Below are 23,303 nucleotides of genomic sequence, written 5' to 3'. Positions count from 1 at the left end.
GATCGGTCAGACACCGCCGGCCTTCCGGCCGCCATCGCCAGCAAGCCGGCTCCTACATTAGTACTGCGTCAATCTCAGAGACCGTAGCTCATCAGTCGCTCGTAACGGCGCTTGAGCAGCGCTTCGTTGTCGAACTTCTTCAGCATCGCCAGTTGCGAGGTCAGCTCGGCACGGATCGATGCAGCAGCCGCCACCGGGTCGCGATGAGCGCCACCCAGAGGTTCGCCGATCACTTTGTCTACGATGCCCAGGCCTTTCAGGCGCTCGGCGGTGATGCCCATGGCTTCAGCGGCATCCGGCGCTTTTTCGGCGGTTTTCCACAGAATCGACGCACAACCTTCCGGCGAGATCACCGCGTAGGTCGAGTACTGCAGCATGTTCAACTGATCGCACACGCCGATTGCCAGTGCACCACCGGAACCACCTTCACCGATGACGGTGGCGATGATCGGGGTTTTCAGGCGAGCCATGACACGCAGGTTCCAGGCAATCGCTTCGCTCTGGTTGCGCTCTTCAGCGTCGATGCCCGGGTAAGCACCCGGGGTATCGATGAAGGTCAGGATCGGCATTTTGAAGCGCTCGGCCATTTCCATCAGGCGGCACGCCTTGCGGTAGCCTTCCGGACGCGGCATGCCAAAGTTGCGGCGAACCTTCTCGCGCACTTCGCGGCCTTTCTGGTGACCGATGATCATCACCGGCTGGTCGTCCAGACGGGCCACGCCGCCAACGATGGCAGCGTCGTCGGAGAAGTGACGGTCGCCGTGCAGCTCGTCGAACTCGGTGAAGATGTGTTCGATGTAGTCCAGGGTGTATGGACGTTTCGGGTGACGCGCCAGACGCGCGATCTGCCAGCTGGTCAGCTTGCCGAAGATGTCTTCGGTCAGCGTGCTGCTTTTGTCCTGTAGGCGGGAGATCTCATCGCCGATATTCAGCGAATTGTCGTTACCGACCAAGCGCAACTCTTCGATCTTGGCTTGCAGGTCGGCGATCGGCTGTTCGAAATCTAGAAAATTCGGGTTCATAGGCGTCCGTCTTGGGTCGACGTCCAAGAGAGCTTGGGCCGGCCGGTTGTCTATTCGCGCCCTACCTTAAGGGAGAGGCGCGTTCAGGTCGAGATTAAAAATTCAGGTCGAGATCAGGGCGTTCAGTTGCTACCTGACCGTCAACGGTATTGGAGGAAGACGTTGTCTCGCCCGAACTGGTCACGCAAGGCTTGAATCAACGCATCCGCCGGGTCGATTCGCCAGGTCTCGCCGAACTGCAGCAAGGCCTTCGCATCGGGGCTCGTGTACTCCATGGTGATCGGGCACGCACCTCGGTGACGCTTGAACAGCTCACCCAGCCAGCGTAGCTGATCGCCTTTCAAATCCTTGGTCTGCAGCTTCAAGCGCAGACTTTCGGCCAGGTTGGTGCGCGCATCTTCCATGCTCATCACCCGTTTGACCCGCAGGCGCAAACCGCCGGAGAAATCGTCGTTGCTGACTTCGCCTTCGACAACAACCATCGCATCAGTCTGCAACAGCGACTGCGCCGAATGGAACGCATCGGCAAACAACGAAGCTTCGATCCGCCCAGAGCGATCGTCAAGGGTGATGAACCCCATCTTGTCGCCCTTTTTGTTCTTCATCACACGCAGGGCGATGATCATGCCCGCGACGGTCTGTGTATCGCGAGCCGGCTTCAGGTCGATGATGCGCTGACGGGCAAAACGGCGGATTTCACCTTCGTATTCGTCGATCGGGTGACCGGTCAGGTACAGGCCCAGGGTGTCTTTCTCCCCTTTCAGGCGCTCCTTCAGGGTCAGCTCTTTCGCCTTGCGGTGATTGGCGTAGACGTCGGCGTCTGCCTCGACGAACAGCCCGCCAAACAGATCGGCGTGACCACTGTCGTGGGTACGAGCGGTTTGTTCGGCGGCCTTGATCGCCCCTTCCATCGCATTCAGCAGCACTGCGCGGTTCTGGTCGATGCTCGCTTGATAGGCTTTCGGTTCGTCATGGAAATACGGGCCCAGACGATCCAGCGCACCGCTGCGGATCAAACCGTCGAGGGTGCGCTTGTTGATGCGCTTGAGGTCGACACGGGCGCAGAAATCGAACAGATCCTTGAACGGACCGTCCTGACGCGCCTCGGTAATCGCCTCGACCGGGCCTTCGCCCACACCCTTGATCGCGCCAAGGCCGTAGATGATGCGGCCTTCGTCGTTCACCGTGAACTTGAACTCAGAAGTATTCACATCCGGCGCGTCGAGACGCAGCTTCATGGTGCGAATTTCTTCGATCAAGGTCACGACCTTGTCGGTGTTGTGCATATCCGCCGACAGAACCGCAGCCATGAACGGCGCCGGGTAGTGCGTTTTCAGCCACGCGGTCTGGTACGACACCAGCCCGTAGGCGGCGGAGTGGGATTTGTTGAAGCCGTAACCGGCGAATTTCTCTACCAGGTCGAAAATGTTACCGGCCAGGTCGGCTTCGATATTGTTGGTCTTGCAACCTTCAATGAAACCGCCGCGCTGCTTGGCCATTTCTTCGGGCTTTTTCTTACCCATGGCCCGCCGCAGCATGTCCGCACCGCCGAGGGTGTAACCGGCCATGACCTGGGCGATCTGCATCACCTGTTCCTGATACAGGATGATGCCGTAAGTCGGCGCCAGTACCGGTTTCAGGCCTTCGTACTGGTAATCCGAGTGCGGGTACGCGAGTTCGGCGCGGCCGTGCTTACGGTTGATAAAGTCGTCAACCATGCCGGATTGCAAGGGGCCCGGACGGAACAGGGCCACCAGTGCGATCAAGTCTTCCAGGCAGTCGGGCTTGAGCTTTTTGATCAGCTCTTTCATGCCGCGCGACTCGAGCTGGAACACCGCGGTGGTTTCCGCTTTTTGCAGCAGCGTGTAGGTCGGCTTGTCGTCCAGCGGGATGAACGCGATGTCCAGCGGCGGTTCGTTGACCTTGGCGCGGTCGCGGTTGATGGTTTTCAGCGCCCAGTCGATAACTGTCAGGGTCCGCAGACCGAGGAAGTCGAACTTCACCAGGCCGGCGGCTTCAACGTCGTCCTTGTCGAACTGGGTTACCAGACCGTCACCGGCCTCATCGCAATAGATCGGCGAGAAATCGGTCAGCTTGGTCGGCGCGATAACCACGCCACCGGCGTGTTTACCGACGTTACGCACGACGCCTTCGAGCTTGCGCGCCATTTCCCAGATTTCCGCGGCTTCTTCATCGACCTTGATGAAGTCACGCAGGATTTCTTCCTGTTCGTAGGCTTTCTCCAGGGTCATGCCGACTTCGAACGGAATCATCTTCGACAGACGATCCGCCAGGCCGTAGGACTTGCCTTGCACCCGCGCCACGTCACGGACCACAGCCTTGGCGGCCATGGAACCGAAAGTGATGATCTGGCTTACCGCGTTGCGCCCGTATTTCTCGGCCACGTAGTCGATCACGCGGTCACGACCGTCCATGCAGAAGTCAACGTCGAAGTCGGGCATGGAGACCCGTTCCGGGTTGAGGAACCGCTCGAACAGCAGGTCATATTCCAGCGGGTCGAGGTCGGTGATTTTCTGCACATAGGCCACCAGCGACCCGGCACCCGATCCACGGCCAGGACCTACCGGTACGCCGTTGCTCTTGGCCCACTGGATAAAGTCCATCACGATCAGGAAGTAACCGGGGAAGCCCATCTGGATGATGATATCCAGCTCGAAATTCAACCGGTCGACGTAGACCTGGCGCTTGGCTTCATAGTCTTCGGTGGTGTCCTTGGGCAGCAGAACGGTCAGCCGTTCTTCCAGGCCATCGAAGGACACTTTGCGGAAATACTCGTCGATGGTCATGCCATCGGGAATCGGGAAGTTGGGCAGGAAGTGCGTGCCCAGCTTCACTTCGATGTTGCAGCGCTTGGCGATCTCGACGGTGTTTTCCAGCGCCTCGGGAATGTCGCTGAACAGCTCGGCCATTTCCTCGGCGCTTTTGAGGTATTGCTGATCGCTGTAGTTCTTCGAACGCCGCGGATCGTCGAGGGCACGGCCCTCACCGATGCAGACGCGGGTTTCGTGAGCGGCGAAGTCTTCCTGCTTGATGAAGCGCACGTCGTTGGTCGCTACCAGTGGCGCGCCGATTTTCTCGGCCAGGGCCACGGCGCCGTGCAGTTGTTCTTCATCATTAGGGCGGTTGGTGCGCTGGATTTCCAGATAGAAACGATCCGGGAACACCGCCATCCATTCGCGTGCCAGTTTTTCCGCTTCCGCCGGATTGCCGCTGAGCATGGCCAGGCCGATTTCGCCTTCCTTCGCCGCCGACAGCATGATCAAGCCTTCGCTGGCCTCGGCCACCCACTCACGCTCGATGATGATCGAGCCATTACGCTGGCCGTCGATGAAACCGCGGGAGATCAGCTCAGTCAGGTTGCGATAGCCGACAGCGTTCATCGCCAGCAGGCTGATCCGGCTCAGGGCGTTGTCCGGGTCCTTGTTCGACAGCCACAAGTCGGCGCCGCAGATTGGCTTGATGCCTGCGCCCATCGAGGCTTTATAGAATTTGACCAGGGAACACATGTTGTTCTGATCGGTGACCGCTACGGCAGGCATGTTCATGCCGACCAGGGTCTTGACCAGCGGCTTGATCCGCACCAGACCGTCGACCAGGGAGTATTCAGTGTGCAGGCGTAGGTGAACGAATGAAGCCGGCATAGTGATCCTGCGTTATGTCATGAAAACAACAAGGCCCGGATTGTACCGGGCCTTGGCGAAAACATCAGCCTCGCGACTAACTCTCGATGAGGCTTTCGCGCGCCTCATACGCCAACCGCACCGGTGCGAACGAGCGGCGGTGAATCGGCGTCGGCCCCAAGCGTGCCAGCGCGTCCAGATGAACGGGCGTCGGGTAGCCTTTGTGGCCGCCGATGCCGTAACCCGGGTAAATCAGTTCAAATGCCGCCATTTCACGGTCGCGGCTGACCTTGGCCAGAATCGAGGCGGCAGCGATGGCCGGGACCTTGCTGTCGCCCTTGACCACGGCTTCAGCGCGCATGGCCAGTTTCGGGCAGCGGTTACCGTCGATCATCGCCAGTTTTGGCTGAATGTGCAGGCCTTCGATCGCACGCTGCATGGCCAGCATGGTGGCATGGAGGATGTTCAGCTCGTCGATTTCTTCGACTTCCGCGCGCGCGATGCACCAGCTCAGGGCTTTTTCGCAGATTTCGTCGAAGAGTTTTTCGCGGCGGGCTTCGGTGAGCTTCTTCGAATCGTTGAGGCCAAGGATCGGACGATTTGGATCGAGGATCACCGCTGCCGTCACCACAGCGCCACAGAGCGGGCCGCGACCGACTTCATCCACACCGGCAACCAGCTCTTCGACTTCGGCGACCAGGGTGAAATCAAGGCCCATCTGTTGTGCTTTTGTCATTGTGTTTTGCCGATCAGATTCAATACCGCGTCCGCTGCCTGATTGGAGGCATCCAGGCGCAAGGTCCGGTGGATTTCATCGAAGCCGCGGGTCTGTTCTTCACCACCTTCGATCAGGGGCGACAGCGTCTGGGCCAAGGCTTCAACCGTTGCATCGTCCTGTAACAATTCAGGCACCAAGAGGCGCTGGGCGAGCAGGTTCGGCAACGAGACGTAAGGGCTTTTCACCATGCGCTTGAGGATCCAGAACGTCAGCGGTGCCAGGCGATAAGCCACCACCATCGGGCGCTTGTACAGCAAGGCTTCGAGGGTCGCCGTTCCGGAGGCGATCAACACTGCGTCGCAGGCGGCCAGCGCCAGATGGGACTTGCCGTCGAGCAGGGTCAGCGGCAGATCGCGACCGGCCAGCAGTTCTTCAAGCTGCACGCGGCGCTGAGGGCTGGCGCAAGGAATAATGAACCGCACGCCAGGGCGCATGGCGCGCAAACGCTCGGCGGCATCGAGGAACAAAGCGCCCAGACGCCCGACTTCGCCACCGCGACTGCCCGGCATCAGCGCGACCAATGGGCCATCAGGCAAACCGAGCTCGGCGCGTGCGGCACGACGATCAGCCTCAAGGGGTATCGCATCGGCCAAGGTGTGACCGACAAACCGCACCGGCACGCCCTTCTCTTCATAGAATTTCGCTTCGAACGGGAACAGCGTCAGCATCAGGTCGCAACCTTCGCGAATCTTCAGCACCCGCTTCTGCCGCCATGCCCACACCGACGGGCTGACGTAATGCACGGTCTTGATCCCGGCCTGACGCAGCTTCAGTTCGATGTTGAGGTTGAAATCCGGCGCATCGATACCGATGAACACGTCCGGTTTCTCGGCGATCAGGTCTGCGATCAGCTTCTTGCGGCGTTTCAACAACTCGCGCAGCCGACCGAGCACTTCCACCAGCCCCATGACCGAGAGACGTTCCATCGGAAAATACGAGGTCAGGCCTTCAGCCTGCATCAGCGGGCCACCGACACCGATGAACTCGACCGCCGGATGCTGAGCCTTGAGCGCACGCATGAGACCGGCGCCCAGAATGTCACCGGAAGCCTCACCCGCCACCAGCGCAATACGCAGATTAGCCATGATTAACGTGTGATGCCGCGGGTCGAAGACTGGATAGAGTCACGGAACACCGCAACTTCCGGAAACTGCTCCGAAGGTTCGGCCAGCTCCGCGAGTGCCTGCTCAACCGTAAGGCCTTGGCGATAAACCACCTTGTAGGCACGGCGCAGGGCGTGGATCGCGTCTTCGCTGAAACCACGACGGCGCATGCCTTCGAAGTTCATGCTGCGAGCTTCGGCCGGGTTGCCGAACACCGTGACGTACGCTGGAACGTCCTTGCCGATGGCGGTGCCCATACCGGAAAAGCTGTGGGCGCCGATGTGGCAATACTGGTGAACCAGGGTAAAACCGGACAGGATCGCCCAGTCTTCAACATGCACATGGCCCGCCAACGCGGTGTTGTTGACCAGGATGCAATGGTTGCCGATGACGCTGTCGTGGCCGATGTGAGCGTAGGCCATGATCAGGTTGTGATCGCCCAGGGTCGTTTCGGAACGGTCCTGAATGGTCCCGCGGTGAATGGTCACGCCTTCACGGATGACGTTGTGGTCACCGATGACCAGACGGGTTTCTTCACCCTTGTATTTCAGATCGGGCGTGTCTTCGCCTACCGAAGAAAACTGGTAGATGCGGTTGTGCTTACCGATTCGGGTCGGGCCTTTGAGAATCACATGCGGCCCGATCACTGTCCCCTCGCCGATTTCCACACCAGCGCCGACGATCGACCAAGGGCCGACCTCGACGTCGTCGGCCAGGATGGCCGTCGGATCGATGATTGCGCGAGGGTCAATCAAACTCATACTTTTTGTTCCGCACAGATGATCTCGGCCGAGCAGACCGGCTTGCCATCTACCGATGCCTGGCATTCGAACTTCCAGATCTTGCGCTTGCAGCTGATGAACGTGGCTTCAAGGATCAACTGGTCGCCAGGCTTGACCGGCTGACGGAAACGCAGTTTGTCGGAGCCTACGAAGTAGTACAGGGTGCCATCAGCCGGCTTCACGTCCAGCATCTTGAAACCAAGGATCCCGGCAGCCTGAGCCATCGCTTCGATGATCAGTACGCCCGGCATGATTGGATGCGCAGGGAAGTGACCATTGAAGAACGGTTCGTTGATGCTGACATTCTTGTAGGCGCGAATGCGCTTGCCTTCCACATCCAGATCCACGACCCGGTCCACCAGCAGGAACGGGTAACGGTGAGGCAGGTATTCGCGAATCTCGTTGATGTCCATCATTTCGGGGGGAAGCCTATGTAAAGATTGGGAACGCGCGACTGACGCGCGCTCCTCTAGCAAATCAAGGAGGCAGTCTAGCGGCTGTGCACACTTGATATGGAAATGGTATCAGCCATCTGATGAAGCAATACCGTCAGGGGTCACTTCCCCTACTCGCTTTTCCAGCTGTCGCAGCCGCCGCGCGATGTCATCGAGCTGACGGATACGTGCCGCGCTTTTGCGCCATTCGGCAGCCGGTTGCATGGCCGTACCGGAAGAATAGGAGCCCGGCTCGGTAATCGAGTGGGTCACCATGGTCATCCCGGTAATGAAAACCTTGTCGCAAATTTCGATATGTCCCACCAGCCCTACGCCACCGGCGAGCATGCAATGCTTGCCGATTTTGGTGCTGCCGGAAATCCCCACGCACGCCGCCATGGCAGTGTGATCACCAACCTGAACGTTGTGGGCGATCTGAATCTGATTGTCGAGCTTGACGCCATTACCAAGAATGGTATCGGCCAGTGCACCGCGGTCGATGGCGGTATTCACGCCGATCTCCACATCGTCACCGACCAGAACGCCACCGATCTGGGCGATTTTCTGCCAGATGCCTTTCTCGTTGGCAAAGCCGAAGCCTTCGCCACCCAACACTGCACCGGACTGAATCACCACCCGCTTGCCGATACGCACGTCGTGATACAGCGTGACGCGCGGTGCGAGCCAGCCACCTTCGCCGATAACGCTACGAGCGCCGATGAAGCAATGCGCGCCGATGGTCGTGCCTGCATCAACTCGCGCCCCGCTCTCGATGACCACAAAGGCACCGATGCTCGCCGCTGGATCAACCACCGCGTCCGCCGCAATCACTGCGGTCGGATGAATGCCGGCAGCCGCCTTGGGCTTGGGATCGAACAGGTGGGAAACACGAGCGTAGGCGGCGTACGGATCAGGTACGACCAATGCATTCCCGGCAAAACCTTCAGCGTCAGCGGCTTTCAGCAACAGTGCTGCAGCCCGGCTGTCAGCCAGGTATTTGCGGTATTGAGGATTTGCCAGAAAGCTCAACTGAGCTGGGCCAGCCTCTTGCAAAGTGGCTAGCCCAGTAATTTCCTTCTCTGGGTCGCCACGTAGGGTGGCGCCGAGGAACTCGGCCAACTGGCCGAGTTTTATGGTCGCTGTCATGGATTACTTCAGCTGATTCATGCGCTCGATAACCTGGCGAGTGATGTCGTACTGAGGTTTGACATCAATCACTGCGCCACGCTCGAAGACCAGGTCAAAAGCACCTTTCTTGATGACTTCTTCCACAGCGCTGTCCAGTTTCGGCTTGAGCTGCTTCAGCATTTCACGGTCGGCAACGGCTTTGGCTTCGTTCAATTCCTTGGACTGGAACTGGAAGTCACGGGCCTTTTGCTTGAATTCAAGTTCCAGACGCTCACGCTCGCCTTGCTGCATCTTGTCGCCGCCAGCCATCAGACGGTCCTGAATACCCTTGGCACTGCTTTCCAGCGTCTTGAGCTTGGTCAGTTGCGGGCCGAACTTCTTCTCGGCATCCACGGCGTACTTCTTGGCCGCATCGGATTCCAGCAAAGCCATTTGATAGTTCAGAACGGCAATTTTCATGTCGGCAAAAGCCGGGCCTGCTACCAGTACGGTCGCCAGGAGAACCAATTGAGTCAACTTACGCACGATGCACTCCTACAAAATCCATTGTCGTTATCTTGGGTCAGACGCTTAGAACGTCTGGCCGAGGGAGAATTGGAACACTTGAGTTTCAGCCTCATCCGGTTTCTTGATCGGCATGGCCAACGCGAAACTCAGAGGACCCAGTGCGGTAACCCATGTCACGCCTACACCGACAGAGCTGGCCATGTTGCTCAGGCTGATGTCGTTGCACTGTGTATTGGACTTCGAACCATCGGCATTGGTGGTCGACTTGCACTGCGAGTCGAACACGTTACCCACGTCCCAGAATACCGAGGTGCGCAGGGAACGCTGATCCTTGACGAACGGCAGAGGGAAAAGAACCTCCACACCGCCCTGGATCAGGACGTTACCACCGAACGGCAGCGGATCCTGGTCCGGATCGAGCGCAGTGCCAGGGTTCTTGCCGGTACTTGGAGTACTGCGAGGACCCAGGGTGCTGTCCTTGAAGCCACGAACCGAGTTGAAACCACCAGCATAGTAGTTTTCATAGAACGGCAAGCCATCGGTCGAACCGTAGCCATCGCCATAACCCAGCTCGGTATGCAGGCGCATGGTGTAGTTTTCGGTCAACGGCTGGAACAACTGGCCACGGTAGTCGAGCTTGAAGAACGACAGGTCGCTGCCAGGGGTCGTGGTTTCCAGCACGAGGCTTTGCGAATGACCACGGGTCGCCAGCACGCCTTTGTTCAGGGTCGACTCGGACCAACCGGCCGAAGCCTTGAAGTTCAGGTAGCTGTCGCCTTCCTTGTTAACGAAGTCGAAGATTTCGTCAACGGTGTACAGGCCAGTCTTGATCTTGTCCTGTTGCGCAGTCAGGCCGAAGGTCAGACGCGAAGTCTCGCTGATCGGATAACCGACGCTCGCGCCGGCACCGTAGCTGTCTACCGCATAGCTGGCAACGTCGACGTCGAGGTCTTTGTAGTCAGTGGTGCGATAGAACGCGTTGTAGCCCAGGCTCACACCGTCAGCAGTCCAGTACGGGTCAACATAACCGAAGTTATAGCGGCTCTGGTATTCACTGCGGGTCAAGCCAACGCTGACCTTGTTACCGGTACCGAGGAAGTTGTTCTGGGTGATCGAACCACCGAGGATCAGACCCGCACTCTGTGCAAAGCCGACGCTGGCGGTAATCGAACCGGACGCTTGCTCTTCAACGCTGTAGTTCACGTCAACCTGGTCATCGACACCCGGTACAGCCGGGGTTTCAACGTTGACTTCCTTGAAGAAGCCCAGACGCTCAAGACGGGTCTTGGATTGGTCGATCAGGTAAGTCGAAGCCCAGCCGCCTTCCATCTGACGCATTTCACGGCGCAGCACTTCGTCTTCGGACTTGGTGTTGCCACGGAAGTTGATGCGGTTAACGTAAGCACGCTTGCCCGGATCGACCGCGAAAGTGATATCGACGGTGTGGTCTTCATCGTGCGGCTGAGGTACGCCGTTGACGTTGGCGAAGGTGTAACCCTCGTTACCCAGGCGACGGGTGATCAGTTCGGACGTAGTGGTCATCAGCTTGCGCGAGAACACCTGGCCTTTCTGCACCAGCAGCAGGGACTTGACCTGGTCTTCAGGAACTTTCAGGTCGCCGCTCAGCTTGACGTCACGAACGGTGTACTTCTCGCCTTCGTTGACGTTGACGGTGATGTAGACGTGCTTCTTGTCCGGGGTGATGGACACCTGGGTCGAAGCGATATCCATGTTGATATAGCCACGGTCCAAGTAGTAGGAACGCAGACGCTCCAGGTCACCGGACAGTTTTTCACGAGCGTACTTGTCGTCGTTCTTGAAGAACGACAACCAGTTGGTGGTCTTGAGTTCGAACAGGTCGATCAGGTCTTCATCAGGGAAGACCGTGTTACCCACCACGTTGATGTGCTGGATAGCTGCAACGGTGCCTTCGTTGATATTGACCTTGAGGCCGACGCGGTTACGCGGCTGCGGCACCACTTCGGTGTCAACGGTAGCCGAGTAGCGGCCCTGAGCGACGTACTGGCGCTGCAGCTCGTTACGAACACCTTCGAGGGTGGCGCGCTGGAAGATCTCGCCTTCGGCCAGACCGGACTGTTTGAGGCCCTTCATCAGGTCTTCAGTGGAGATCGCCTTGTTACCCTCGATCTCGATACTGGCGACGGACGGACGCTCGACTACAGTAATGACCAGGACGTTGCCATCGCGGCCCAGCTGGATATCTTGAAAGAACCCGGTTTTGAACAGCGCACGAGTGGATTCCACCAGGCGACGATCATCCGCCTGTTCACCGACGTTCAACGGCAAGGCACCAAAGACGCTACCCGCGGAGACCCGCTGGAGGCCATTGACGCGAATATCAGAGATAGTGAAGGACTCGGCGTGAACTTCGGCGATCATCAATACGGTGAGAACCGCAGTTAGCAGCAGACGTTTCATGAAGTCCTTTCTTATTCCAACTGGCAATAAACAAACTGCCGCAAAATGCGGCAGATTCGCAATTCAGCGAAGTGTTACAGACGACCCAAATCATTGACCAGAGCGAGCAACATCACCCCGACCACCAAACTGATGCCGATCTGTATCCCCCAACCCTGCACCCGATCCGACAAGGGGCGACCACGCGCCCACTCAATCAGATAAAACAACAAATGCCCCCCATCCAGTACCGGAATGGGCAACAAATTCAGAACACCCAGGCTAATACTCAGATAAGCAAGGAAATTCAGGAAATCAGCGACGCCCGACTGGGCAGAAGCGCCCGCCACTTTAGCAATGGTTATCGGTCCACTCAAGTTTTTTACCGAGAGCTCACCGAACAACATTTTCTTGAGCGAATCGAGGGTCAGTATGCTCATGGTCCAGGTGCGTCGAGCCCCCTCGCCAATCGCGGCCAAAGGACCGTAACTGACCTCGCGAATCATCTCCGGCGGCCAATCGATCGCTTTCACCCCGGCACCGAGATAACCACTGGGCGACTTTTTCTCGCCGCGAGCAGCGAGCGTCACAGGGACGTCGATTTGAGCACCATCGCGCTCGACGCGCAGCATGATTTTGGTATCAGGATGAATACGGACGATATCGACAACTTGTTGCCAGTCATCGAGCGCCTTGCCATCCAGGGCCAACAATCGGTCTCCGGTTTTCAGGCCGGCAGCCTGCGCCGGGCCTTTCGGATCGAGTTCTGCCAGAACCGGCGGCAACGCCGGACGCCATGGGCGAATACCCAGCGAGCGAATCGGATCCGGCTCGTCAGCGCCCTTGAGCCATTTATCCAGCACCAGCTCACGCGGCGAATCCGCTGTGGAACCCTGCTCACGGACCAGCAACTGAAGGGAACCGCTCTCGCCAAGACGGCGAACCAGTTGCAGATTTACGGCGCCCCAGCCCGACGTCGGCTCACCATCAATGGCAACAATTTCCTGACCTGCACTCAAACCCGCCCTGGCGGCGATGCTGCCGGATTCAACAGCACCGATGACTGGCCGCACCTGCTCGCTGCCAAGCATGGCGAGCACCCAGAAAAAAATCATCGCCAGCAAGAAGTTGGCAATCGGCCCCGCCGACACGATAGCAATGCGCTGACGGACGGATTTGCGATTGAAGGATTGATCGAGCTGATCGGCCGGCACTTCACCTTCGCGCTCGTCGAGCATTTTCACGTAGCCACCCAGCGGGATGGCGGCAATCACGAACTCAGTGCCTTTCTTGTCGTGCCAGCGCAGCAACGGCATACCGAAGCCCACGGAGAAACGCAGCACTTTGACTCCACAGCGACGTGCGACCCAGAAATGGCCGAATTCGTGGAAGGTGACCAGCACGCCCAGGGCTACCAGGGTGCCGACAATCATATAGAGCGCGCTCATCTACTTTCTCCGCAACTTATCCGGTGCTGCATGGGCCAACGTACTGCAGCACTTACCGCCCGTGACGACTCAACCACTGCCCGGCCAGTACTCGCGCTTTCGCGTCAGCCGTGAACACCGCCTCGAGATCATCCACCGCAACCACGGGCTCGAGATTTAACACTTCTTCGATGATACTCGCGATTTCCAGATAGCGAACCCGCCCGTCGAGAAAGGCCGCGACAGCCACTTCATTCGCCGCATTGAGCATGGCTGGCGCGCTATTGCCAGCCTCTGCGGCCTGACGCGCCAGGCGCAGGCATGGGAAACGCTCTTCATCGGGAGCCTGGAAATCCAGGCGCGCAATGGCAAACAGATCCAGCGGTGCGACACCCGAATCGATACGTTCCGGCCAGGCGAGCGCATTGGCGATAGGCGTGCGCATGTCGGGATTACCCAACTGAGCCAGGACCGAACCATCGATGTAATCGACAAGCGAATGAATCACGCTCTGCGGGTGAATCACCACTTCGACCTGCGACGGCTTGGCATCAAACAGCCAGCAGGCTTCGATCAGCTCGAGGCCCTTGTTCATCATGCTGGCCGAATCTACGGAAATCTTGCGCCCCATGGACCAGTTCGGATGGGCACACGCCTGATCAGGGGTTACATGCACCAGCTCAGCCATAGGCGTCTGACGGAAAGGACCGCCCGAAGCTGTCAGCAAGATCCGACGGACACCGACCGCACCCAGCCCACGAGCAAAATCCTGCGGCATGCACTGGAAAATCGCGTTGTGCTCGCTGTCGATCGGCAGCAGCACCGAACCGCTTTTACGCACGGCCTGCATGAACAACGCACCGGACATCACCAGTGCTTCTTTGTTGGCCAGGAGTATTTTCTTGCCAGCCTCGACCGCCGCCAGCGTCGGGCGCAGGCCCGCCGCACCGACAATGGCGGCCATGACGGCATCGACTTCAGGATCGGCGGCGACCTGACACAGCCCCTCCTCCCCCACCAGAACGCGGGTCGACAACCCGGCTGCACGCAAGTCGTCCTGCAAGCCTCGGGCAGCGCCCTGCTCCGGCACAACGGCGAACCGTGGCGTATGGCGGACGCACAACGCGAACAACTCACTCAGGCGAGTGAAACCGCTCAAGGCGAACACCTGATAACGCTCGGGATGACGGGCAATGACGTCGAGCGTGCTCAGACCGATCGAGCCGGTAGCCCCCAGAACGGTAATCTGTTGAGGGCGGCTCACGGTGCCGCCATCCACAACAACACCGCGAACACCGGGATCGCTGCCGTCAGGCTGTCGATGCGATCGAGTACACCACCGTGGCCGGGCAGCAGATTGCTACTGTCCTTGATCCCGGACTGGCGCTTGAACATGCTTTCGGTGAGATCACCCACTACCGAGATGAACACGATAATTGCGGCACCGATCAACCCTTTGAAAAGCTCGGCAACCGTCCAGTCGCGAACCAGGCCGACAATGACGGTGATGACCAGGCTCAGCGCCAGACCGCCATACACGCCTTCCCAGCTCTTGCCGGGACTGACCTGCGGTGCCAGCTTGCGCTTGCCGAAGGCCCGACCGGAAAAGTAAGCACCGATGTCGGCACCCCAGACCAGCACCATGACGGCCATGATCAACCAGTTGCCCAATGGGTATTGTTTGATCTGCACCAGACCTTGCCAGGCCGGCAGGAGAATCAACAGACCGATCACCAGTTTGGTCGCCGCACTGGACCAACGCTCGCTCGAACGCGGATACGTCAACACCAGGTACGTCGCCACGCCCCACCACAGCACCGAAGCGCCCAGCACCCAAGGTGCCAGCCCCGGCAGGATATGCATGACAAACAGCATCAACGCGACGACTGCAGCATAGGCAACGCGGATCGGCTGCTCAGTGAAGCCCGCCAGACGCGCCCATTCCCAGGCACCGAGGGTCACGACCAGCCCGATGAACAGCGCGAAACCGGAGCCTTCGAGCAGGAAAAACCCGCACAAGGCGATCGGCAGCAGGATCAGCGCGGTGATGATTCGTTGTTTGAGCATTAAACCCGGGCCCCAGCCTCGACCTGCTCGCTCGTTTTACCGAAGCGGCGCTGGCGAGAAGCGAAATCGGCCAGCGCGGTGCGCATGGCGTCGTGTTTGAAGTCCGGCCAGAACAGGTCGGAGAAGTACAACTCGGCGTAGGCCAGTTGCCACAGCAGGAAGTTGCTGATGCGGTGCTCGCCACCGGTACGGATGCACAAGTCCGGCAACGGCAGATCGCCAGTGGCCAGGCAGGTTTGCAACAGTTCCGGAGTGATGTCTTCCGGACGCAGATGCCCGGCCTGAACTTCCCGCGCCAGACGCTGTGCGGCTTGCGCGATGTCCCACTGACCGCCGTAGTTGGCGGCGATCTGCAGAACGAAGCGATTGGTGCCCGCGGTCATCGCTTCCGCTTCACGCATCGCAGCCTGAAGCTCCGGATGGAAACGCGAACGGTCGCCAATGATGCGCAGACTGATGTTGTTGTCGTTGAGGCGCTTGGCCTCACGACGCAACGCCTTGAAGAACAGATCCATCAAGGCACTGACTTCATCGGCCGGACGCTGCCAGTTCTCGCTGGAGAAGGCGAACAGGGTCAATACCTCGACCTTGGCCTCGGCACACACCTCGATCACTGCACGAACTGCGTCCACACCCGCTTTATGCCCGGCGACACCCGGCATAAAGCGTTTTTTCGCCCAGCGATTATTGCCATCCATGATGATCGCGACATGACGCGGCACCGCGGACGGCACTGACTGCTTGGTCTTTTCCATGAAAACGCGACCCTTATACGGCCATCAGGTCTTTTTCTTTCTGCGCCAAATTCGCGTCGATTTCAGCCACGTACTTTTTGGTCAGATCATCAATTTCACCAGTGGCGCGACGCTCTTCGTCTTCACTGATTTCCTTTTCCTTGACCAGATCCTTGAGCTGGCTGTTCGCATCACGACGGATGTTGCGCACGGCAACACGGGCATCTTCAGCGACATCACGAGCCTGCTTGGTGAAGCCCTTGCGGGTCTCTTCGGTCAGGGCCGGCATGGAGATCAGCAGCAACTCACCCAGGTTGGTCGGGTTGAGGTTCAGACCAGCACTGCCGATGGCCTTGTCGACGGCGCCCAGCATGTTGCGCTCGAAAGCGACCACTTGCAGGGTACGGGCGTCTTTGACGGTGATGTTGGCGACTTGCTTGATCGGGGTGTCGGAACCGTAGTACGGCACCATCACGCCTTCGAGAATGCTTGGGTGCGCCTGGCCAGTACGAATACGGCCGAAGTTGTGCATCAGCGACTCGACGGATTTCTGCATACGCTCTTTAGCGTCTTTCTTGATTTCGTTGATCATTGTTGGCCTTCCTCGATCAGGGTCCCTTCAGCGCCGCCATGCACGATGTTCAGCAGGGCGCCGGGTTTGTTCATGTTAAATACGCGCAACGGCATCTTGTGGTCGCGGCACAGGCAAATGGCGGTCAGATCCATAACACCCAGCTTGCGATCCAGCACTTCATCGTAGGTCAGATGATCGAACTTCTCGGCATGCGGGTCTTTGAATGGATCAGCGGTGTAGACACCATCGACCTTGGTCGCTTTCAGCACGACATCGGCATCGATTTCGATTGCTCGCAGGCAGGCCGCCGAATCCGTGGTGAAGAACGGATTGCCGGTACCGGCCGCGAAGATCACGACTTCCTTGGCGTTCAGGTGGCGCATGGCTTTGCGACGATCGTAGTGATCAGTCACGCCAACCATGGAAATCGCCGACATCACGATGGCCGAGATATTGGCACGTTCCAGCGCGTCGCGCATGGCCAAGGCATTCATCACGGTGGCCAGCATACCCATGTGGTCGCCGGTGACCCGATCCATGCCGGCCGCGCTCAGCGCAGCACCGCGGAACAGGTTGCCGCCGCCGATCACCAGGCCGACCTGGACGCCGATGCCGACCAGTTGGCCGACTTCCAGCGCCATGCGGTCCAGAACTTTCGGATCGATCCCGAACTCTTCCGAGCCCATCAGGGCCTCGCCGCTAAGCTTGAGTAGAATGCGTTTATAGCGAGCCTGATAACCACTGCCCTGCTGAGCCATTGCGAATCTCTCCTGCGGCGTATTTTAAAAATTCTTTGCGAGCTGTTTACAGCTGGCGTTCACTCTAGCTTGGCGCTGCTTCAGCGCCATCGGAACATGGCTTTGTAAGCCAGTTCCAAAAGGAAACCAATTAAAAATTGGTGCCCCATCTGAAAAGAGGCTGCGCGCGTAAGCGGGCAGCCTCTTCAGGGCGACAGTTAAAAAACCGTCTTATTGCTTGGCGGCAGCCAGCTGGGCAGCAACTTCTTCAGCGAAGTTGTCGACCGGCTTCTCGATGCCTTCGCCTACTTTGAAGTAGGTGAAAGAAACGATTTCTGCACCGGCTTTCTTGGCCAGTTCGCCAACCTTGATTTCAGGGTTCTTGACGAACGCCTGCTCAACCAGGCTTGCTTCAGCCAGGAACTTGCTGATACGGCCTTTGACCATGTTCTCAACAATGTTTTCTGGCTTGCCTTTGATTTTTTCTTCGTTCAGCTGCAGGAACACGGCTTTTTCGCGCTCGATAGCTTCAGCAGAAACTTCCGATGGCAGCAGGAACTCAGGGTTGCTGGCCGCTACGTGCATAGCGATGTCTTTGGCCAGCTCAACGTCGCCGCCCTTCAGAACAACCGCAACACCGATTTTGTTGCCGTGCAGGTAACCACCAACAACATCACCTTCAACGCGAACCAGGCGACGGATGTTGACGTTTTCGCCAACCTTGCCGACCAGTACCAGGCGAGCAGCTTCTTGAGCTTCGATCAGCGGAGCGACGTCAGTCAGCTTGTCGGCGAACGCTTTTTCAACGCTGGCAGCAACAAATGCCTTGAAGTCGTCCTGCAGAGCCAGGAAGTCGGTCTGCGAGTTCACTTCCAGCAGAACGGCGGATTTACCGTCTTCTTTCAGAGCGATAGCGCCTTCAGCAGCCACGTTGCCTGCTTTCTTGGCAGCCTTGATGGCGCCCGAAGCACGCATGTCATCAATGGCTTTTTCGATGTCGCCGCCAGCCTTGGTCAAGGCCTTTTTGCAGTCCATCATGCCTTCGCCAGTACGCTCGCGCAGTTCTTTGACCAACGCTGCAGTAATCTCTGCCATTTCAAAATTCCTCTTGGATAGGTTTTCAACCATTCCACCCGATCGAACGGGCGTTCAATTCTTCCCGAACCACCCTTGTTAGCAGCTGCAAGTTACAAATGATGTAAATGCGCCACCAGACAAATGGTTTTCGAGGTGGCAAAAAGGGGGCCAAGCCCCCTTTTTGCTTACTGAGTCAACGCCAAGGCGTCAGTTACTCAGCTGCAGCTGCCGGAGCTTCTTCAACGAACTGCTCGGTGCCGCCAGCAACGTGGTTGCGACCGCGGATTACAGCGTCAGCCATCGAACCCATGTACAGCTGGATAGCGCGGATTGCGTCATCGTTGCCTGGGATGATGTAGTCAACGCCTTCCGGGCTGCTGTTGGTATCGACTACGCCGATAACCGGGATGCCCAGCTTGTTGGCTTCGGTGATCGCGATGCGCTCGTGATCAACGTCGATAACGAACAGAGCGTCTGGCAGACCGCCCATGTCCTTGATACCACCCAGGGAACGATCCAGCTTTTCCAGGTCACGGGAGCGCATCAGCGCTTCTTTCTTGGTCAGCTTGGCGAAAGTACCGTCTTCGGCTTGTACTTCAAGGTCACGCAGACGCTTGATGGAAGCACGGATGGTTTTGAAGTTGGTCAGCATGCCGCCCAACCAGCGGTGATCGACGTACGGCGAACCGCAACGTGCTGCTTCTTCAGCAACGATCTTGCCAGCGGAACGCTTGGTGCCGACGAACAGAATCTTGTTTTTGCCCTGGGCCAGACGCTCTACGAAAGTCAGAGCTTCGTTGAACATTGGCAGGGTTTTTTCAAGGTTGATGATGTGGATCTTGTTACGCGCGCCGAAAATGTATTTACCCATTTTCGGGTTCCAGTAACGGGTCTGGTGACCGAAGTGCACACCGGCCTTCAGCATATCGCGCATGTTGACTTGGGACATGATAGTTCCTTAATAAGTCGGGTTTGGCCTCCACGTATCCCAATGACCAACCAGCAGCATCAGCTGAAGGCACCCAGGTCATCGTGTCGACACGTGTGTGGATTTAAGCCTTTCGGGGTATCCCCGGAAAGCGGCGCATTTTATATCACAAGGCTCGCAAAAACGGAACCCGGATTCTCAATTCCTGACGCGCGCCTTTATCCGCGCCCTTGGAATCGCTCAAGAATGCGCCTATCTATAGAGAGAAGCGATGTACAGAGGCTCAGATTTGCGCTGTTCGTCTGTTAGAATCGCGTTTTTCAGGGCGGTAAAGATTGATCGCACACTGCCCATTCCGTTTTGACAAGCGCCATCGAGCGTAGAGAGAGCCTGTATGACCGTCACCCTCAAAACCCCGGAGGACATCGCAAAAATGCGTGTCGCCGGCAAACTGGCCGCCGATGTGCTGGAAATGATTGCTGAACATGTCAAGCCGGGCGTGACCACTGAAGAGCTGGACCGCATCTGCCACGACTACATCGTCAACGTGCAGCAGGCCATCCCTGCCCCGCTCAACTACAAAGGCTATCCGAAGTCGATCTGTACCTCGATCAACCACGTGGTCTGCCACGGCATCCCGAACGAGAAGCCATTGAAGGACGGCGACACGCTGAACATCGACGTCACCGTCATCAAGGACGGCTACCACGGCGACACCAGCCGCATGTTCCACGTCGGCACCGTGCCGGTCTGGGCCGAACGCCTGTCGCAAGTGACCCAGGAATGCATGTACAAGGCCATCGAAATCGTCAAACCCGGCTGCCGCCTGGGCGACATCGGTGAAGTGATCCAGAAGCACGCCGAAAAGAACGGCTTCTCGGTGGTTCGCGAGTTCTGCGGCCACGGCATTGGCAAGGTGTTCCACGAAGAGCCGCAGATCCTGCACTACGGCCGCGCCGGCACCGGCATGGAACTGAAAGCGGGCATGACCTTCACCATCGAGCCGATGATCAACCAGGGCAAGGCCGACACCAAGGTGTTGGGCGATGGCTGGACCGCGATCACCAAGGACCGCAAGCTCTCGGCCCAGTGGGAACACACCCTGGCAGTGACCGAAACCGGTTACGAGATCTTCACCCTGCGCAGCGACGACACCATCCCGCGCGTTTCGGCCTGATCCGGTCCGCACAGCTCTCAGCCTTATAGATAGGAAAGCCAATCGATGCCGCAGGTGGATCCCGAACTCTTCGACCGTGGCCAGTTCCAGGCTGAACTGGCCCTGAAGGCCAGCCCGATCGCGGCCTTCAAGAAGGCCATCCGCCAGGCGCGCGAGGTGCTCGACGAGCGCTTTCGCAGCGGCCGGGAGATTCGCCGGCTGATCGAGGATCGTGCGTGGTTCGTCGACAACATCCTGCAAAAGGCCTGGGAGCAGTTCAACTGGAGTGAAGATGCCGACATCGCGCTGGTCGCGGTCGGCGGCTACGGTCGCGGGGAATTGCACCCTTATTCCGATATCGATTTGCTGATCCTGCTGGACAGCGCCGACCACGAAGTTTTCCGCGATTCCATCGAGCGTTTTCTGACGTTGTTGTGGGACATCGGCCTGGAAGTCGGTCAGAGCGTTCGCTCGGTTGAAGAATGCGCCGTTGAAGCCCGCGCCGACCTGACGGTTGTCACCAACCTGATGGAAAGCCGCACCATCTGCGGCCCCGAGCATTTGCGCCAGCGCATGCTCGACGTCACCAGCACTGCGCACATGTGGCCGAGCAAGGAGTTCTTCCTGGCCAAGCGCGCCGAGCAGAAAGCCCGTCATCACAAGTACAACGACACCGAATACAACCTGGAGCCCAACGTCAAAGGCTCGCCCGGCGGACTACGGGATATTCAGACGATTCTGTGGGTCGCCCGCCGCGAATACGGCACCCTGAACCTGCGGGCATTGGCCGGCGAAGGGTTTCTGGTCGAGAGCGAAAACGCCCTGCTGGCTTCATCCCAGGAATTCCTGTGGAAAGTCCGCTACGCGCTGCACATGCTCGCCGGCCGCTCGGAAGACCGCTTGCTGTTCGACCACCAGCGTTCGATTGCCGGCCTGCTGGGGTTCAAGGGCGATGACGCCAAGCAAGCCATCGAAAACTTCATGCAGCAGTATTACCGGGTGGTCATGAGCATCGCCCAGCTCAGCGACCTGATCATCCAGCACTTCGAGGAAGTCATCCTCGCGCCCGAAGACGAAGCGCCACCGCAGCCGATCAACTCGCGATTCCAGTTGCACGATGGCTACATCGAGGCGCGCAACGACAATGTGTTCCGCCGCACGCCGTTCGCCATGCTCGAAATCTTCGTGCTGATGGCCCAGCAGCCGGAAATCAAAGGCGTGCGCGCCGACACCATTCGTCTGCTGCGGGAAAACCGGCACCTGATCGACGACGATTTCCGCAACGACATTCGCAATACCAGCCTGTTCATCGAACTGTTCAAGTGCAAGATCGGCATTCACCGCAACCTGCGGCGGATGAACCGTTACGGCATCCTCGGGCGCTATTTGCCGGAGTTCGGCTTCATTGTCGGGCAGATGCAGCACGACCTGTTTCACATCTATACGGTCGACGCGCACACCCTGAACCTGATCAAGCACCTGCGTAAGTTGCAGTACACGCAAGTGTCGGAAAAATTCCCGCTGGCCAGCAAGCTCATGGGCAAGCTGCCCAAGCCCGAGCTGATCTATCTCGCCGGCCTGTACCACGACATCGGCAAGGGCCGGCATGGCGATCACTCGGAAATCGGCGCAGTGGACGCCGAAGCCTTTTGCCAGCGCCATCAATTGCCGATCTGGGACAGCCGCCTGATCGTCTGGCTGGTGCAGAATCATCTGGTGATGTCGACCACCGCCCAGCGCAAGGACTTGTCCGACCCGCAGGTGATCCATGATTTCGCGCAGATCGTCGGTGACGAAACCCGCCTGGATTACCTGTACGTGCTGACAGTCGCCGACATCAACGCCACCAACCCGACGCTGTGGAATTCCTGGCGCGCCAGCCTGCTGCGCCAGCTCTACACCGAGACCAAGCGTGCGTTGCGTCGCGGTCTGGAAAACCCGGTGGATCGCGAAATGCAGATCCGCCAGACTCAGAGCGCCGCCCTGGACATTCTGGTACGCGGCGGCAACGACCCCGACGACGTCGAGCAGTTGTGGTCGCAACTGGGCGATGACTATTTCCTGCGTCACACCGCCGGCGATGTGGCCTGGCACACTGACGCGATCCTGCAGCAGCCGGCCGATGGCGGCCCGCTGGTGCTGATCAAGGAAACCACCCAGCGCGAGTTCGAGGGCGGCACGCAGATCTTCATCTACGCGCCGGACCAGCACGACTTCTTCGCCGTGACCGTGGCCGCGATGGACCAGCTCAACCTGAACATTCACGACGCCCGGGTCATCACCTCCAGCAGCCAGTTCACCCTCGACACCTACATCGTGCTCGACACCGACGGCGACTCGATCGGCGATAACCCGGCGCGGGTCAAACAGATTCGCGAAGGCCTGACTGAAGCCCTGCGCAACCCGGACGATTACCCGACGATCATCCAGCGTCGCGTACCGCGCCAGCTCAAGCATTTCGCGTTTGCACCTCAGGTGACGATCCACAACGACGCCCAGCGCCCGGTGACGGTGCTGGAGCTCAGCGCCCCGGATCGCCCAGGGTTGTTGGCGCGGATTGGCACGATTTTTCTGGAATTCGACCTGTCATTGCAGAACGCCAAGATCGCCACGCTAGGCGAGCGTGTGGAAGACGTGTTCTTCATTACCGACGCCAACAACCAACCGTTGTCTGACCCACTGTTGTGCAGCCGTTTGCAGGATGCGATCGTCGAACAGCTCAGTGTCAGCCAGGAACCCGATATCAAACTGTCGCGAATCAGTATCTGAATTAACAAATTTCCCCCTGTG

At 58.5% G+C, this 23,303-nt stretch carries 19 protein-coding genes; 2 read left to right on the top strand and 17 right to left on the bottom strand.

Annotation, left to right across the window (positions count from 1 at the left end):
* Positions 1-74: 74 nt before the first annotated feature.
* The 17 genes from ACM6IO_RS19345 to rpsB all read right to left on the bottom strand — a co-directional run bounded on the left by ACM6IO_RS19345 (position 75) and on the right by rpsB (position 19,378).
* Complete coding sequence (locus tag ACM6IO_RS19345; protein WP_008028987.1) at positions 75-1,022, bottom strand: acetyl-CoA carboxylase carboxyltransferase subunit alpha; 948 nt, start codon at positions 1,020-1,022, stop codon at positions 75-77.
* A gap of 140 nt (positions 1,023-1,162) precedes the next feature.
* Positions 1,163-4,684 carry a DNA polymerase III subunit alpha gene (dnaE, locus tag ACM6IO_RS19340; protein ID WP_008028986.1) on the bottom strand — a complete coding sequence of 1,174 codons (3,522 nt, stop codon included), beginning with the start codon at positions 4,682-4,684 and terminating at the stop codon, positions 1,163-1,165.
* Positions 4,685-4,760: 76 nt separating this feature from the next.
* The gene (rnhB, locus tag ACM6IO_RS19335; RefSeq protein ID WP_414912042.1) at positions 4,761-5,399 is read right to left on the bottom strand and encodes a ribonuclease HII; all 639 of its coding nucleotides are present in this window, start codon (positions 5,397-5,399) and stop codon (positions 4,761-4,763) included.
* Complete coding sequence (gene lpxB, locus ACM6IO_RS19330; RefSeq protein ID WP_192228497.1) at positions 5,396-6,526, bottom strand: lipid-A-disaccharide synthase; 1,131 nt, start codon at positions 6,524-6,526, stop codon at positions 5,396-5,398. The genes rnhB and lpxB overlap by 4 nt, the downstream gene beginning before the upstream one ends.
* 2 nt (positions 6,527-6,528) lie before the next feature.
* Entirely contained in the window at positions 6,529-7,305 is a 777-nt protein-coding gene (gene lpxA / locus ACM6IO_RS19325) for an acyl-ACP--UDP-N-acetylglucosamine O-acyltransferase (protein WP_008039405.1), read from the bottom strand.
* On the bottom strand, positions 7,302-7,742 hold the full coding sequence (gene fabZ / locus ACM6IO_RS19320; protein ID WP_008028982.1) for a 3-hydroxyacyl-ACP dehydratase FabZ: 441 nt from the start codon (positions 7,740-7,742) through the stop codon (positions 7,302-7,304). Before fabZ ends, lpxA begins: the two co-directional genes overlap by 4 nt.
* 108 nt (positions 7,743-7,850) lie before the next feature.
* Positions 7,851-8,906: a UDP-3-O-(3-hydroxymyristoyl)glucosamine N-acyltransferase gene (lpxD, locus tag ACM6IO_RS19315; RefSeq protein WP_008039404.1), complete on the bottom strand. Its 1,056-nt coding sequence runs from the start codon at positions 8,904-8,906 to the stop codon at positions 7,851-7,853.
* A gap of 3 nt (positions 8,907-8,909) precedes the next feature.
* Entirely contained in the window at positions 8,910-9,413 is a 504-nt protein-coding gene (locus ACM6IO_RS19310; protein ID WP_008028980.1) for an OmpH family outer membrane protein, read from the bottom strand.
* Between the two features lie 45 nt (positions 9,414-9,458).
* Positions 9,459-11,834 carry an outer membrane protein assembly factor BamA gene (bamA, locus tag ACM6IO_RS19305; RefSeq protein WP_008039402.1) on the bottom strand — a complete coding sequence of 792 codons (2,376 nt, stop codon included), beginning with the start codon at positions 11,832-11,834 and terminating at the stop codon, positions 9,459-9,461.
* 74 nt (positions 11,835-11,908) lie between these two features.
* Complete coding sequence (gene rseP / locus ACM6IO_RS19300) at positions 11,909-13,261, bottom strand: sigma E protease regulator RseP (RefSeq protein ID WP_008039401.1); 1,353 nt, start codon at positions 13,259-13,261, stop codon at positions 11,909-11,911.
* A 52-nt stretch (positions 13,262-13,313) separates the two neighbouring features.
* Positions 13,314-14,504, bottom strand: coding sequence for a 1-deoxy-D-xylulose-5-phosphate reductoisomerase (gene ispC, locus ACM6IO_RS19295; protein ID WP_008028975.1), 1,191 nt, complete (start codon positions 14,502-14,504; stop codon positions 13,314-13,316).
* Positions 14,501-15,307, bottom strand: a complete 807-nt coding sequence (locus ACM6IO_RS19290; RefSeq protein WP_008028973.1) for a phosphatidate cytidylyltransferase — start codon at positions 15,305-15,307, stop codon at positions 14,501-14,503. Before ACM6IO_RS19290 ends, ispC begins: the two co-directional genes overlap by 4 nt.
* On the bottom strand, positions 15,307-16,062 hold the full coding sequence (gene uppS, locus ACM6IO_RS19285; protein WP_008039394.1) for a polyprenyl diphosphate synthase: 756 nt from the start codon (positions 16,060-16,062) through the stop codon (positions 15,307-15,309). Before uppS ends, ACM6IO_RS19290 begins: the two co-directional genes overlap by 1 nt.
* Before the next feature lie 13 nt (positions 16,063-16,075).
* Positions 16,076-16,633, bottom strand: coding sequence for a ribosome recycling factor (gene frr / locus ACM6IO_RS19280; RefSeq protein WP_008028968.1), 558 nt, complete (start codon positions 16,631-16,633; stop codon positions 16,076-16,078).
* Positions 16,630-17,373, bottom strand: a complete 744-nt coding sequence (gene pyrH, locus ACM6IO_RS19275) for a UMP kinase (protein WP_003172271.1) — start codon at positions 17,371-17,373, stop codon at positions 16,630-16,632. Before pyrH ends, frr begins: the two co-directional genes overlap by 4 nt.
* A 210-nt stretch (positions 17,374-17,583) precedes the next feature.
* Positions 17,584-18,447 (bottom strand): translation elongation factor Ts, encoded by an 864-nt coding sequence (tsf, locus tag ACM6IO_RS19270; protein ID WP_008028965.1) that lies wholly within the window; start codon positions 18,445-18,447, stop codon positions 17,584-17,586.
* A 193-nt stretch (positions 18,448-18,640) separates the two neighbouring features.
* Positions 18,641-19,378: a 30S ribosomal protein S2 gene (rpsB, locus tag ACM6IO_RS19265; RefSeq protein ID WP_008028964.1), complete on the bottom strand. Its 738-nt coding sequence runs from the start codon at positions 19,376-19,378 to the stop codon at positions 18,641-18,643.
* Positions 19,379-19,751: 373 nt separating this feature from the next.
* Between rpsB and map the strand changes: the two genes are divergently transcribed.
* Both map and ACM6IO_RS19255 read left to right on the top strand, forming a co-directional pair.
* Positions 19,752-20,534 carry a type I methionyl aminopeptidase gene (map, locus tag ACM6IO_RS19260; protein ID WP_008028962.1) on the top strand — a complete coding sequence of 261 codons (783 nt, stop codon included), beginning with the start codon at positions 19,752-19,754 and terminating at the stop codon, positions 20,532-20,534.
* A 45-nt stretch (positions 20,535-20,579) separates the two neighbouring features.
* Positions 20,580-23,282 carry a [protein-PII] uridylyltransferase gene (locus ACM6IO_RS19255; protein WP_008039391.1) on the top strand — a complete coding sequence of 901 codons (2,703 nt, stop codon included), beginning with the start codon at positions 20,580-20,582 and terminating at the stop codon, positions 23,280-23,282.
* Positions 23,283-23,303: the final 21 nt, after the last annotated feature.

Source organism: Pseudomonas sp. IT-P44, from assembly GCF_949768225.1.
In the GTDB taxonomy this organism is placed as follows: Bacteria; Pseudomonadota; Gammaproteobacteria; order Pseudomonadales; family Pseudomonadaceae; genus Aquipseudomonas; species Aquipseudomonas migulae.
This window is presented reverse-complemented; position numbering and strand designations above follow the sequence as displayed.

Coding starts and splice junctions, on each gene's coding strand:
- lpxB (WP_192228497.1), bottom strand. CDS start 6,526: ATGGCTAATCTGCGTATTGCGCTGGTGGCGGGTGAGGCTTCCGGTGAC.
- tsf (WP_008028965.1), bottom strand. CDS start 18,447: ATGGCAGAGATTACTGCAGCGTTGGTCAAAGAACTGCGCGAGCGTACT.
- rnhB (WP_414912042.1), bottom strand. CDS start 5,399: ATGACAAAAGCACAACAGATGGGCCTTGATTTCACCCTGGTCGCCGAA.
- bamA (WP_008039402.1), bottom strand. CDS start 11,834: ATGAAACGTCTGCTGCTAACTGCGGTTCTCACCGTATTGATGATCGCC.
- ACM6IO_RS19290 (WP_008028973.1), bottom strand. CDS start 15,307: ATGCTCAAACAACGAATCATCACCGCGCTGATCCTGCTGCCGATCGCC.
- ACM6IO_RS19345 (WP_008028987.1), bottom strand. CDS start 1,022: ATGAACCCGAATTTTCTAGATTTCGAACAGCCGATCGCCGACCTGCAA.
- fabZ (WP_008028982.1), bottom strand. CDS start 7,742: ATGATGGACATCAACGAGATTCGCGAATACCTGCCTCACCGTTACCCG.
- rseP (WP_008039401.1), bottom strand. CDS start 13,261: ATGAGCGCGCTCTATATGATTGTCGGCACCCTGGTAGCCCTGGGCGTG.
- lpxA (WP_008039405.1), bottom strand. CDS start 7,305: ATGAGTTTGATTGACCCTCGCGCAATCATCGATCCGACGGCCATCCTG.
- ACM6IO_RS19255 (WP_008039391.1), top strand. CDS start 20,580: ATGCCGCAGGTGGATCCCGAACTCTTCGACCGTGGCCAGTTCCAGGCT.
- lpxD (WP_008039404.1), bottom strand. CDS start 8,906: ATGACAGCGACCATAAAACTCGGCCAGTTGGCCGAGTTCCTCGGCGCC.
- pyrH (WP_003172271.1), bottom strand. CDS start 17,373: ATGGCTCAGCAGGGCAGTGGTTATCAGGCTCGCTATAAACGCATTCTA.
- uppS (WP_008039394.1), bottom strand. CDS start 16,062: ATGGAAAAGACCAAGCAGTCAGTGCCGTCCGCGGTGCCGCGTCATGTC.
- frr (WP_008028968.1), bottom strand. CDS start 16,633: ATGATCAACGAAATCAAGAAAGACGCTAAAGAGCGTATGCAGAAATCC.
- rpsB (WP_008028964.1), bottom strand. CDS start 19,378: ATGTCCCAAGTCAACATGCGCGATATGCTGAAGGCCGGTGTGCACTTC.
- dnaE (WP_008028986.1), bottom strand. CDS start 4,684: ATGCCGGCTTCATTCGTTCACCTACGCCTGCACACTGAATACTCCCTG.
- map (WP_008028962.1), top strand. CDS start 19,752: ATGACCGTCACCCTCAAAACCCCGGAGGACATCGCAAAAATGCGTGTC.